The sequence below is a fragment of the Massilia sp. genome (assembly GCF_031995545.1).
Lineage (GTDB): Bacteria > Pseudomonadota > Gammaproteobacteria > Burkholderiales > Burkholderiaceae_D > Telluria.
Genome location: NZ_DAMAGA010000006.1, coordinates 25,254 through 37,519, shown reverse-complemented (window position 1 = coordinate 37,519; position 12,266 = coordinate 25,254). Strand labels below are relative to the sequence as shown.

Annotated in this window: 13 protein-coding genes; 2 read left to right on the top strand and 11 right to left on the bottom strand. The window is 67.8% G+C overall.

All coding sequences use genetic code 11. The features are described 5' to 3' along the window. Nucleotides 1–324: 324 nt before the first annotated feature. Together RTQ83_RS06635 and RTQ83_RS06630 are read right to left on the bottom strand one after the other, a co-directional pair. A complete protein-coding gene (locus RTQ83_RS06635) occupies nucleotides 325–1,992 on the bottom strand; it encodes an acid phosphatase (RefSeq protein WP_312512407.1) in 1,668 nt (555 codons plus the stop codon). Nucleotides 1,993–2,244: 252 nt separating this feature from the next. Then, nucleotides 2,245–2,715 (bottom strand): GyrI-like domain-containing protein, encoded by a 471-nt coding sequence (locus RTQ83_RS06630; protein WP_312512405.1) that lies wholly within the window; start codon nucleotides 2,713–2,715, stop codon nucleotides 2,245–2,247. Between the two features lie 119 nt (nucleotides 2,716–2,834). On the opposite strand from RTQ83_RS06630, the gene RTQ83_RS06625 reads away from it, so the two are divergent. Continuing rightward, the gene (locus RTQ83_RS06625) at nucleotides 2,835–3,416 is read left to right on the top strand and encodes an O-methyltransferase (protein WP_312512403.1); all 582 of its coding nucleotides are present in this window, start codon (nucleotides 2,835–2,837) and stop codon (nucleotides 3,414–3,416) included. Nucleotides 3,417–3,540: 124 nt separating this feature from the next. Further along, nucleotides 3,541–4,167 carry a GIN domain-containing protein gene (locus RTQ83_RS06620; protein WP_312512401.1) on the top strand — a complete coding sequence of 209 codons (627 nt, stop codon included), beginning with the start codon at nucleotides 3,541–3,543 and terminating at the stop codon, nucleotides 4,165–4,167. Nucleotides 4,168–4,173: 6 nt separating this feature from the next. On the opposite strand, the gene RTQ83_RS06615 is transcribed toward RTQ83_RS06620, so the two are convergent. From RTQ83_RS06615 to RTQ83_RS06575, 9 genes are all read right to left on the bottom strand, one after another. After that, nucleotides 4,174–4,500 (bottom strand): DUF4326 domain-containing protein, encoded by a 327-nt coding sequence (locus RTQ83_RS06615; protein WP_312512399.1) that lies wholly within the window; start codon nucleotides 4,498–4,500, stop codon nucleotides 4,174–4,176. Nucleotides 4,501–4,546: 46 nt separating this feature from the next. Continuing rightward, the gene (locus RTQ83_RS06610) at nucleotides 4,547–4,867 is read right to left on the bottom strand and encodes a helix-turn-helix transcriptional regulator (RefSeq protein ID WP_312512397.1); all 321 of its coding nucleotides are present in this window, start codon (nucleotides 4,865–4,867) and stop codon (nucleotides 4,547–4,549) included. Between the two features lie 110 nt (nucleotides 4,868–4,977). Continuing rightward, entirely contained in the window at nucleotides 4,978–5,238 is a 261-nt protein-coding gene (locus tag RTQ83_RS06605) for an Imm53 family immunity protein (RefSeq protein ID WP_312512395.1), read from the bottom strand. 65 nt (nucleotides 5,239–5,303) lie between these two features. After that, complete coding sequence (gene cydX, locus RTQ83_RS06600; RefSeq protein ID WP_312512393.1) at nucleotides 5,304–5,447, bottom strand: cytochrome bd-I oxidase subunit CydX; 144 nt, start codon at nucleotides 5,445–5,447, stop codon at nucleotides 5,304–5,306. Between the two features lie 33 nt (nucleotides 5,448–5,480). Beyond that, nucleotides 5,481–6,638 carry a cytochrome d ubiquinol oxidase subunit II gene (gene cydB, locus RTQ83_RS06595; protein ID WP_312512390.1) on the bottom strand — a complete coding sequence of 386 codons (1,158 nt, stop codon included), beginning with the start codon at nucleotides 6,636–6,638 and terminating at the stop codon, nucleotides 5,481–5,483. Nucleotides 6,639–6,644: 6 nt separating this feature from the next. Further along, complete coding sequence (locus tag RTQ83_RS06590; RefSeq protein ID WP_312512388.1) at nucleotides 6,645–8,246, bottom strand: cytochrome ubiquinol oxidase subunit I; 1,602 nt, start codon at nucleotides 8,244–8,246, stop codon at nucleotides 6,645–6,647. Nucleotides 8,247–8,302: 56 nt separating this feature from the next. Then, nucleotides 8,303–9,994, bottom strand: a complete 1,692-nt coding sequence (gene cydC / locus RTQ83_RS06585; protein ID WP_312512387.1) for a thiol reductant ABC exporter subunit CydC — start codon at nucleotides 9,992–9,994, stop codon at nucleotides 8,303–8,305. Beyond that, nucleotides 9,991–11,700: a thiol reductant ABC exporter subunit CydD gene (gene cydD, locus RTQ83_RS06580; protein ID WP_312512385.1), complete on the bottom strand. Its 1,710-nt coding sequence runs from the start codon at nucleotides 11,698–11,700 to the stop codon at nucleotides 9,991–9,993. The genes cydC and cydD overlap by 4 nt, the downstream gene beginning before the upstream one ends. Nucleotides 11,701–11,813: 113 nt before the next feature. Continuing rightward, on the bottom strand, nucleotides 11,814–12,182 hold the full coding sequence (locus RTQ83_RS06575) for a DUF2946 family protein (protein WP_312512383.1): 369 nt from the start codon (nucleotides 12,180–12,182) through the stop codon (nucleotides 11,814–11,816). Between the last annotated feature and the right edge of the window lie 84 nt (nucleotides 12,183–12,266).

Below are 12,266 nucleotides of genomic sequence, written 5' to 3'. Positions count from 1 at the left end.
GGATGGGACTCGCGCTCCGCTCGATGCGGCCTCGCTCGCCTGATTGTTTTTGACGTTTGGCTTGTGCCCGACGACCAGCCGCTCATGCGTCTGTTCGTTATCAACGACACAAGATCGAGTGGGCTGAGTGTATCGCTGTGTGTTCAAGACTAGCGCGCGATACGTTTCGGAAATAACAATAAAAAAAGCCAGCCGAAACGGCTGGCTTTGACCAGGATTTGACCCGTAGGGTTGGCGGCTCCGCCGCCGACGCGGTGATAGTCAGCAGCACGATCATCCGGCAGGATATCGGAGCTGCCAACCCTACGAGTCACTGACGCGGTTTTAACGGAACTGCAGCGCTGCCGTCAGGTCGCCCGGCCCGCGCGCACCGCGCGCGGCGAAGGCTTCGTTGCGCGTCTGCAGGCCCTGCAGCAGCGGCAAGCCGTGCAGGCGCGTGATGAAGCGCAGGATCGAGGTGGTGTCGTAGAAGTTGTGGTCGACCGCGCCGCGCTTGGCGTGCGGCGATACCACGATCGCCGGAATGCGCGAACCCGGGCCCCAGCGGTCGCCCTGCGGCGGTGCCACGTGGTCCCACCAGCCGCCGTTCTCGTCGAAGGTGATCACCACCACCATGTCCTTCCACTGCGGCGACTTCTTCAGGTGCTCGATGATGTTGGCCACGTGCGCGTCGCCCGACTCGATGTCCGAGTAGCCCGCGTGCAGATTCAGGTTGCCTTGCGGCTTGTAGAACGCCACCGCCGGCAGCTTGCCGGCCACCGCGTCGGCCAGGAACTTGTTCGAGATCGGGCTGTCGCCCAGACCGCCGTCGCGCAGGTGTTCCGCGCGTTCCTTGGTGCCGGGCGCGAACTGCTTGAAGTAGTTGAACGGCTGGTGGTGGAACTGGAAGTTGGGGCGGCTGCCGGCGCCGCGGCCATCCAGCGCCGCCTGCATGCCGCCGCCGTACCAGGCCCAGCTTACGCCGCGCTGCGACAGCAGGTCACCGATGGTGTCATAGGTCTGCGGCGGCAGCGTCGATGCGTCCGCCGGGTCGGCGTGCAGCGGGTCGCCGTCCGGGGCCGGACGCACCCAGCTCGGCTGGTACGGCGGCGCCATGGTGTTGACCGCGTAGCCGTCCGGCGTCATGGCGCCGTTGCGCACGAACTTCGGCGCGCCTTCCAGCGCCGACTTGGGCGAATTGGGGGCCAGCGCCAGGCGCACGCCTTGCGGGCCGTCTTCCAGCACCGCGATCTTGTTCTTGGCCGCGGTCTCGTGGGCGTTGAAGTATTCCGGCACCCGGCCGCTGATCAGGAACTGGTGGTTCAGGTACGAGCCGCCGAAGGCCGCCATGAAGAAGTTGTCGCACAGCGTGTATTCGCGTGCGATCTGCCACAGGCCCAGGGTCTTCGAGGTTTCGCCGTAGTGGCCCATCACCATGCCGCCGGCGTCGGCCCAGGCCGTGAACATATCGTTCTTGCCGCCGTTGATCTGCATCTGGTTGTGATAGAACTGGTGCACCAGGTCGCGCGTGATGACCGCTTCAGGCAGCGGCATGCCGTCGGCGTCCTTCAATGCAAACGGGGCGTTGGGCAAGCCATCCGATTGGGCTTCGGTGGTGATGTAGTCCTTGCCGCCGATGTTCTGGCGGCCTGGCACCACGCCGCCCCAGGTCTTGGGCAAGGTCGGCAGGACCGAACCGTCGCGGTCGCGCTGCTGTACGGCGGCGGCGGGCGCGTTGGCCAGCGGCGCGGCCAGGCCGGGGAAGTCGGCGAACAGGTTGTTGAAGCTGCGGTTCTCGAGATAGATCACGACCACGTTCTTGACGTGGGCGCGCAGCTTGGCGTCGAGCGAGCCTTTGGCGGCCGGCTTGGCCGGGGTTGCAGCAACAGCGGCGCCTGGCAGCGCGCCGGCGCCGGCCACCACGCCGGCGGCCGCGGCGGCCTGGAAGATGCGCCTGCGGGAAGGATTATCGGGTTGCTGGGTGGTTGTCTCGACCTGGTCTTGCTCGTGCACGTGCTTCTCCTGATGACGGCCGGCATGGCCGCGAAAGGAGAATTATCCGCCTGATTTACAGATGGAAACAAGCAATACCGAGCCGGGCCGTCAAACGGTTGTCACATTTCGGCGGCAGAATGGCTCTGCTCCTTGGGAAGGGCATGGCGGCGCAAGCCGCCCTACCGGCGCCGGCGGTCGGGAAATATACCGGCACCAATTCCTAGTTCGACATCCCCTGCGGCATCCGCGCCGCAGGCTCTGCCGGAAGAATCATCCGTACAGCGGAATCAGGATGTCGAACGCATTGTCCGGCCGCTCGCCATCGTCGGCCCCGGGCGTGAAGCGGCGGTCGTAACGTTCCAGGCGCAGCGCCTCTTCATCCGGCACCATGCCCAGCTGCTCGATCGCGGCAAAGCCGGTGGTGTACGTGGTCTGCAGGCGCGACACCGGCCCGCGATGGGTCAGCACCGCATAGCGCCGCGCGGGAATGCGCAGGCCGATCATGCCCGGCGGCAGATCGTTGAGATCGGCCACTTCGGTGGCGATGCACTCGATGTGCACGCCGGCGTTTTCCTGCACGCTGATGCCATAGCGCAGGTCTTTTTTCTCGCCCAGCTCTTCTTCGCGTCCCAGGAAGTCTTTCCAGACTTCCGGAATATCCGCTTCCAGAACCGATAACGGAGCCGCAATAGGCAGGCCGGCGAGCTTCATTTCAGGTAGTGTAACGGTTGAGATGTGCATGATATCGTCTATGCCAAAGGACGAAACGATTATAGCCTTAACTGTTCGACAATATTGGCACGCCCGCAATCGTGCGCGTGACATTGTCGGTTCCAGGCGACTACTCCGGGAGACACACAATGCAATCCTCGCTCAAAGCCCTGCTGAAGGAACTCGAAGCCTTCGGCCGCCAGCATGATTCCGCCAGCGCCGAGCACGGCAGCCGCATGCTCAACATTACACCCGATACCGGCGAATTCCTGACCGTATTGATTCGCGCCACCGGCGCCACCCGCATCCTCGAGCTGGGCACGTCGAACGGTTATTCGACGCTCTGGTTGGCCGAGGCCGCCGGTTCGGGCGCCGTGGTTACGACGGTCGAGTTCTCGCCGCAAAAGACCGCGCTGGCGCGCACCAACTTCGCCCGTTCGGGCCTGCAGGAGCGCATCCGCCAGATCGAAGGCGAAGCCGGCGCCTACCTGGCCGGCTGCGACGACGCCAGCGTCGACCTGCTGTTCCTCGATTCCGAGCGGCGCGCCTACACCGACTGGTGGCCCCAGCTGGCACGGCTACTGCGCCCGGGCGGCCTCATGGTGGTGGACAACGCAATCTCGCACGCGCAGGAGCTGGCGCCGTTCATGCAGGCGGTGCGCGAACAAGGCGGCTGGAGCTGCAGCCTGGCGCAGGTGGGCAAAGGGCAGTTCATGGCCGTCAAGCACTGATCCGGGCTCGGCAAGCGGCGCCTTGCCTGCAGCTCATGCCGCGTTTTTTGCAATCCATCGCACGGGCCGCGCGGCCCGGACGGACGCTGCCTAGAATGGCTTCATCAACTCACCGGAGACAGCCATGAAACGCATCGCGATCGCAGTCCTTCTTTCCCTCGCCACCTTCTCGAGCCAGGGCGCCGAACAGGTCCGCAACGCGACCCCGTTCAAGACCATCAATGCGCACGGCCCGGTGAGCCTGGTGGTGGAAGTCGGCAAGGCCCATTCGATCCGCGTCGAAGGCTCGCAACGCTTCATCGATCGCGTCACCACCGAAGTGGTCAACGGCGAACTGCGCCTGGGCTACAAGGGAAAGAACGGCAACGTCAACATCAAGGACGAGGACCGGGTCGTGGTCACCCTGCCCGAGCTGACCCACTTCACCGGCGAAGGCGCCGGCCTGGTGGTGCTGAACAAGGTGCGCGGCGAGCGCTTCGACGTCGACTACCGCGGCGCCGGCAGCCTGCAGATGAACGGCCAGGTCCAGCGCCTGCGCCTGAATGCCGAAGGCGTGGGCGAAGTCGAGGCCAAGGACCTGGTGGCGCAGGACGCCGACGTGCGCTTCCGCGGCATCGGCGCGGTCAGCGTGCATGCGAAGAACCGGCTGCAGGCCGAAGTCCAGGGCATGGGCGAGCTGACCTATTACGGCAATCCGCGCACGCTGAGCAAGTCGGTGTCGGGCATCGGCAGCGTGGTGGCGGGCCGCTGAGCGCGGCTAATCGTTGACCAGTTCCAGCAGCACCTGGGCGTGGCACGGGCCGTCGAGGCGGCACCAGCAGGCCAGGTTGTGGCCGCGCAGCGCAACTTTCGCCTCCGCGGCGATGCGCTGCCCGGCGGGATCGTCGCGCAGCCAGCGCCGGTAGGCGGCCACCGCTTGTTCCACGCTCGGCATCGCGATGTAGCGTCCGGCCGGCGTGCCGGGCGCCAGCCCGGGCAGCACCGAGAACGGATTACCCCAGCGCCCGGGGCGCGCCACCGAGATCGTATCGGGCGGCATGCGCCAGCCCTTCTTCCTGCTTAATTGAACCCGTGTCGGCGCCATCGCGGTCTTTCATGATCGAACGCGCCGGCCATGCGGCGCGGTTCCATCATACCGCGGCCAGCTGTTCCTGCATGGCCCGCACACCGGCGTCGCCGCAGCTGGCGGCCAGGAAGTCGAGCAGCCGGTGCACGGTGTCGACCCTGGCGGCGTAGATGATGTAGCGCCCTTGCTGGCGCGGCGCCACCAGGCCGGCGTGGGTCAGTTCCTTCAGGTGGAACGACAGCGAGGATGCCGGCATCTGCAGCGAGGCGGCGATGCTGCTGGCGGACTGACCCTGGGGGCCGGCCTGCACCAGCAGGCGGAAGGCGGCGAAGCGCGATTCCTGGGCAAGCGCGGCGAGCGCCGCGATGGCGAGATTGGTTTGCATGCGATAGACAGTGGTTTCGGTCGGCGTGACCGCACCGGCCACGCTTCGAATTCTGTCGAATGACTTTGACAGGGTGATGACAAGCGTACGCCGGAGCAGCGCGCAGCCCGTCAATCCGTCTTGACGATGGCGAGAAAGCGCTGCAGCAGCTCGTTCAGGTTATGGCTGCCGCCATCGCCGATGAATCGCCCTTCGCGCACCTCGCATTCGATCCAGTCGGCCTTGCGCCGGCACTGGCGCGAGAACGGCACGACCAGGCCGGCCCAGGCGGTGTCCGAGAGATCGATCTCGACATGCCAGCCCGGTTTGTCGGTGGCGGTGATCGACATGCCACTGAGGTTTCCCCACGCGCTGTCGGATAGTTGACCCATGATTGATGCCTTGATGCTGGTGTTGCAAACGGCGCGGACGGTGCTCTGCCCGCGCCGCGACTAGGTTAGATGCCGTCGCCGTGCGGCACGGCGACGTCGGCCTGCGCGCGCTGGCGCGCCGCGTCGTCCATCAGCTCGTACCACATCGCGTTGAGCACACCGAAGGCGGCCGCCAGCGGCAGGCCGAGGATCCAGGCGAAATACCACATGATTGATTTCCTTTTGTCGAATGGGTTGTCGGATCAGTAGGCGTGGGTCTTGCCACCGCTGATGTCGCTCGGGTTCACCTTGCCCCACAGGACCTTGTAGACCCAGCTGGTGTAGGCGATGATCAAGGGCAGGAAGATGCAGGTCGCGACCAGCATGATGAACAGCGTCAGGTGGCTGGACGACGAATCCCACACCGTCAGGCTGGCCTCGGGCTGGATCGAGGACGGCAGGATGAACGGGAACATCGAGGCGCCCACGCTGAGCACGATGCCGGCGATCGACAGGCTCGAGGTCAGCATCGCCACGCCTTCCCAGCGCCGCACCAGCGCCATCACGGTCAAGAGCGCGCCGACGATGCCGGCGGCGGGTGCCAGCTGGGTCCAGGGATGGGCCGCGTAGTTGGCGAACCAGATGCCGCCGATGCCGGTTTCCACGGACTTGATCAAGGGGTTCGATGGACCGACGGTGTTGATGGCGCTCGTGATGCGGTAGCCATCGACGAAGTTCCACAGCAGTGCGCCGGCCAGCGCATACAGCACCACGGTGCCCAGGGCCGCGCGGATGCCCCAGGTACGGGAACGCGAGGCCACCGGACCGTCGGTCTTCAGCGCCAGCCAGGCGGCGCCGTGCATCACCAGCATCGACACCGACACCAGCCCGGCCAGCAGCGCGAACGGATTGAGCAGGCCGAAGAAGCTGCCTTCGTAGTAGATCTGCATGTCAGGCCCCAGGCGGAACGGCACGCCCTGCAGCACATTGCCCATGGCAACGCCGAAGATCAGCGACGGCACGAAACCGCCCACGAACAGGGCCCAGTCCCAGGTCGAGCGCCAGCGCGTCCCTTCCTTCTTGCTGCGGTATTTGAAGGCGACCGGACGCAGGATCAGCGCCAGCAGCACCGCCGCCATGGCCAGGTAGAAGCCGGAGAACGAGATCGCGTACAGCTGCGGCCAGGCGGCGAAGATGGCGCCGCCGCCCAGCACCAGCCAGACCTGGTTGCCTTCCCATACCGGGCCGACCGAGTTGATGACGACGCGGCGTTCGAGGTCGGTCTTGGCCACAAACGGCAGCAGCGTGCCGGTGCCGAGGTCGAAGCCGTCGGTGACGGCGAAGGCGAGCAGCAGAACGCCCAGCAGCAGCCACCAGATGACACGCAGGGTGTCGTAGTCGAGAAGCATGTGAAGAATCATGATTGTTTACTCCGCAGTGATCATTGGGGCGGTGCGCATGGACGGCGTGGTGCCGACCAGCGGGGTGTTGGCGCCCTGGGTGGGTTCGGGTTCGGGACCCTTGCGGATCGCGCCCAGCATCAGCTTCATCTCGACCACGATCAGGATCGTGTACAGCACCACGAAGCCGATCAGGGTGCCCAGCACGGTCTCGATGCCCAGGTTGGAGACGGCCACCGCGGTCGGCAGCACGCCTTCGATGGCCCATGGCTGGCGGCCCAGTTCGGCCACGATCCAGCCGGCTTCGGCGGCGATCCACGGCAGCGGGATCGACCACACGGCCACCTTCAGCAGCCACGGATAGGCGTCCAGCTTGCGGCGTGCCGACAGCCAGAAGAACACGCCGGTGAGCACGATGAAGAACATGCCCAGGCCGACCATGATGCGGAACGACCAGAACAGCGGCGCGACCTGCGGCACCGTGTCGTTGGCGGCCATCGCGATCTGGGCCTCGGTGGCCTGGCGCGGATCGTCGACGTAGCGCTTGAGCAGCAGTGCGTAGCCCAGCACCGCGCTGTGTTCCTCGAACCTGGCCTGCAGTTCGGGCGGCACCGGGGCGCCGCGCAGCGCGCGGATTTGTTCCAGCGCGTCATACGACTGCAGGCCCTGGCGGATGCGCACTTCGGCCAGCTGCACCAGGTCGCGGATGCCCGGGATTTCGGTGGCCAGCGAGCGGGTGCCGATCAGGCCCATCACGAACGGGATGTGGATCGCGTAGTGGGTCTCGCGCGCTTCCTGGTCGGGGAAGCCGACCGCGGTGAACGCCGCCGGCGCCGGCTGGGTTTCCCACATGGCTTCCACCGCCGCCAGCTTCATCTGCTGGTGTTCGGTGGCCATGTAGCCGCTTTCGTCACCCAGCACCACCACCGACAGCGAGGCGGCCAGGCCGAACGAGGCGGCCACCGTCATCGAGCGCTTGGCCAGGTCGACGTGGCGCTTGCGCAGCAGGAACCAGGACGAGACACCGAGCACGAACATGGCGGCGACCACGTAGCCGGCCGACACCGTGTGCACGAACTTGGCCTGGGCCACCGGATTGGCCAGCACCGCGCCGAAGTCGGACACTTCCATGCGCAGGGTCTGCGGATTGAGCGCGGCGCCGACCGGGTTCTGCATCCAGCCGTTGGCGATCAGGATCCACAGCGCCGAGAAGTTGGTGCCCAGCGCGGTCAGCCAGGTGACGATCAGGTGCTGGCGCTTCGACAGGCGGTCCCACCCGAAGAAGAACAGGCCGACGAAGGTCGCTTCGAGGAAGAACGCCATCAGGCCTTCGATCGCCAGCGGCGCGCCGAACACGTCGCCGACGTAGTGGCTGTAGTAGCTCCAGTTCATCCCGAACTGGAACTCCATCACCAGGCCGGTCGAGACGCCGATGGCGAAGTTAATACCGAACAGCACGCCCCAGAACTTGGTCATCTGGCGCCAGATCGGGCGCCCGGTCATCACGTACACGGTTTCCATGATGGCCAGCAGCATCGACAGGCCCAGCGTGAGCGGGATGAACAGGAAGTGGTACAGCGCCGTGAGGGCGAACTGCAGTCGGGAGAGCCCGACAACGTCGAGATCCATGATGAATCCTTTCTTCTATGTGTTAACTAAGATGCACTTAGCAATTTCGGGCTGGTTCAGTGGCGGCGCAGCGCGCCCAGCGCCGCGTCGAATTCATTGCTGCCGCGCCGCAGGTCGGCGACGAGGCATCCTTGTTTCATCACCAAGAGGCGGTCGGCCAGTTCGGCCTCGCGCCGCAGGTGGGTGGCCAGCAGCACCGTGCGGCCGGCCGCGTGGCGTGCCAGGCGCGCCAGCACGTCTGCCGCGGTAGCGCCATCGAGCGCTTCGGTCGGTTCGTCCAGCAGCCAGAAGTCGGCGCGGCGCAGCAGCAGGCGTGCCAGCGCCAGGCGGCGCGACTGGCCACCCGACAGACCCAGGCCGCCCTCGCCCAGCTGCGTGTCCAGCCCTGCCGCCATGGCGCGCACGTCGGCGTCCAGGCCGGCGGCGCGCAGCGCATCCCACAGCTGCTCGTCGCTCGCTCCTGGGTCGGCCAGGCGCAGGTTGTCGCGCAGGCTGTCCTGGAACAATTCGGTGCGCTGGGTGAGCCAGGTGCAGGGACGCGCCAGCACTTCGCCCGACTGCGCCTGCAGCTCGCCGGCGGCCAGCGCCAGCAAGGTGGACTTGCCGGCGCCGCTGCTGCCGATCACGGCGACGCGTTCGCCGGCGTCGATGCGCAGGGTAATGTCGTGCAGGGCGGCGCCGTCGCGGCCGGGGTGGACCACGCTGGCGCCATACAGGCACAGGGCGTCGCTGCCTTTTTCAGCCGGCGCGGCAGCGCTGTCGCTCTCGTCCTGGCGCAGGCGCGGGCCGAGACGGCGCGCCGCCAGCCAGCTGCGGCCGGCCTCGATGGCCCCGCGGCGCAGTGCGGCGAACGGTTCCAGCGCGGCCAGCGCGATCAGCAGCGCCAGCGCGGCTGCGGGTGCGCCCAGCCCTTCGGTTTGCGCCAGCGCGCCGACCGCGAGCAGCACGGCCGCCACGGTCAGGTGGCCGCCCACGGCATAGGTCCAGCCGGCGCCGGTGTCGAGGCGATGCAGCGCATCGTCGGCGCGCGCCAGCCTGGCATCGGTGTACCGCAGCGCTTCGCATTGCGCACCCAGGCGGCCGGCCATGGCCAGGTCGGTCTGGCCGGCGACCAGGTCGATGGCTTGGGCGCGCAGCCGTTCCAGCGCACGGGCGCGGCGCAGGGCGACGGCGCGGCCGCTGCGCGCGGCCACCATGGCGGCGCCCAGGCCGAAGGCCAGCAGCCAGGCGAACAAGGCCAGGCCGAGGCGCCAGTCCATCGTGCCCAGCACCAGGCCGCCGAGCAGCGCGGCGCCGATCGCGGCGACGGCCGGCACCAGCAGGCGCAGGTAGATCGCGTCGAGCGCGTCGATGTCGCTGGTGAGGCGGAACAGCAGGCGCGCCGGGCGGCGCAGCAGCGCGCGCGCCGCCAGCGGTGCGGCCCAGCCGCGGAACAGCCGTTCGCGCAGCGCGGCCAGCACGCCCAGGGTGGCGTCGTGGGTCACCACGCGCTCGGCGTAGCGCCCGAAGGTGCGGCCCAGGGCCAGCAGGCGGATCGAGGCGCTCGGCACGAATACGTTGAAGCCGGCCAGGCCGGCGGCGGTCATTCCGGCCAGCGCGGTGGCGGTGATGAACCAGCCCGAGGTGCCCAGCAGCGCCATCCCGGCCAGCACCACCAGCGTCGACAGGAAGGCGCCCAGCGCCATGCGGCGTCCGCCGCTGCGCGCGAACAGGGACAGCACCGGGATCAGGTCATTCGGACGGTTCATGCCGCGCTCCGTTTGGTAAGAGGTTCGCCCAGGCGCACCACGCGCCCCAGGCGTGCGGCCAGCGCCAGGTCGTGGGTCGCCACGATCAGGGTGCGGCCCTGGGCCAGCTGCAACAGCGCGTCGATGACGGCATCGGCGGTGTCGCGGTCGAGGTGGGCGGTCGGCTCGTCGACCAGCAGCAGGCCGGCCTGCGGCGCGGCGATCGCGCGCGCCAGCGCCAGGCGTACCAGCTCGCCGCCCGACAGGCCGGTGCCGCCCTCGCCCAGGCTGTCGTCCGGAGTGGCGTGCTGCACGTGGCCCAGGCCGGCGCGCTGCACCGCCGCGGTGACATTCACATGCGAGACGTTCGGCCGGCCGAGCGCCACGTTGGCGCGCACCGAACCGGAGAACACGTGCGGTTTCTGGCCGATCCAGGCCATGCGCGCGCGCAGGTCGGCCGCGGTGACCTCGTCCAGCGGCACGCCGCCAATGCGCACCGCGCCGGCATCGACCGGCACCAGGCCGGCGACGATCGACAGCAGCGTGGTCTTGCCGCTGCCGCTCGGGCCGACCAGCGCCACGTGTTCGCCGGCGCGGATGTACAGGTCTTCGTTGTCGAACAACGGCGCTTCGCCCTGGTGCCCGAAGCGCAGGCCTTCGATGTCGACCGACGGCGCTTGTGCGGGTTGATAGATGCGGCGGCCAGAACGGCTGCGCACGCGCTGTTCATTCAGCGCACCCGGCAGCGCAACGGCGTCCTTCTGCAGTTTGGACAGCGCTTCCAGCGCGGCTTCGCCGGACGCCTTGTCATGCCACACCGCCGCCAGTTCGCGCAGCGGTTCGAAGAAAGCAGGCGCCAGCAGCAGCACGAACAGGCCCTGTTCCAGCGTCAGGCGCACGCCCCAGCTGCCCGGACCGATCTCGCCCAGCAAATGAAAGCCCACGTACACGGCGACCAGCGCCACGCCCAGCGCCGAGAACAGTTCCAGCGCGGTGGAAGAAAGAAAGGCGATGCGCAGCACGCGCATGGTGCTGGCGCGTACGTTTTCCGCAGTGTCGCGCACGCGCCGTGCGGTGCTATCCACCGCATCCAGTGCGCGCAGCGTCGACAGGCCGCGCAGGCGGTCGAGCAGGAAGCCGCTCATGCCGCCGACCACCTGCAGCTGCGCTTCGCTGGCGGCCTTGGCGCGCCAGCCGATGACGGCCATGAAGATCGGGATCAGCGGAGCGGCCAGCACCAGGATCAGCGCCGCCATCCATGAGTGATACGCCACCACCAGCGCGATCGCCGGGGGAACGAGCATCGTGCGCAGGCGCGCCGGCTGGTAGCGCACCAGCCAGGGCAGCACGGCTTCGCTTTGCTCGGCCAGCACGCTGGCGGCCTGGCCCGACGGCAGGCGCGCCCGGTCCAGCGGCGAGCGCGCGGCCAGGCTCGCGGCGGCGTCGGCACGCATCTGCGCCAGCTGCAGGCGCGAGGCGGCGAACAGGCGGCGCGCGCCCCAGGCTTCGCTGCTGGCGCGGATCACGCCCAGCGCCAGGTAAGCCATGCTTGGTGCCAGCATGTCGGCCAGGCCGGCGCCATCGGCCAGGCGCTGCACCGCGTAGGCCAGCAGGGCCGCCTGTGGAATCCACAGCAGCGCGGCGCTGCTCATCACCAGCGCACCGCTACGGGCGCGCGGCGACCCGCCGGCCAGGGCCGGCTTGTTGCGTCGGGAGCTTCGGGACATGGTCGTTCTCCAGCAGTTTCGGGAAGCGGCAGGCGTGCGGACCCTCCTGCCGGTCCTTGGCTGGACGGCATACGGGCGCGGCGAGCCGCAGTGATGTCAGGGTGAGGCGGGGATCAAGCCAGCTGCGGCGGCGCGCGGCTTGGATGGGAAGCGAGAATCACGCCGGTCGACGGCAGGTCGACGTCCGGGAAAGCAACGGCTGCCTGTGCGCCAAGCACCAGGATCGCGACGGCCGCGAACTGGGCGAAGAAGGCGGCAACTGCCAGATCGGCCTGCGCCATGTCGTCGCTGGAGCGCGCGCCCAGATGCCCGGTGTAGCCGTTTTCCAGCGCCAGCAAGTTGCGGGCATCGATACAGCCAGTAACCAAGGCCTTGCCGGCGCCGGAGGCCATGAACGCATTCAACGAAGGACGCAGCAAGCCCCACAGGATCGCCAGGGCGGCGAGCCAGAGGATCAGGGGACGGGTGCGGTGCGTGGTCATGATGTTCGGGTGGTTCGGAGAATCCGGTTCAACGAGTGATTAGTGGTTTTATCCAGTTCGATACGACTCGAAATATATTTTGAA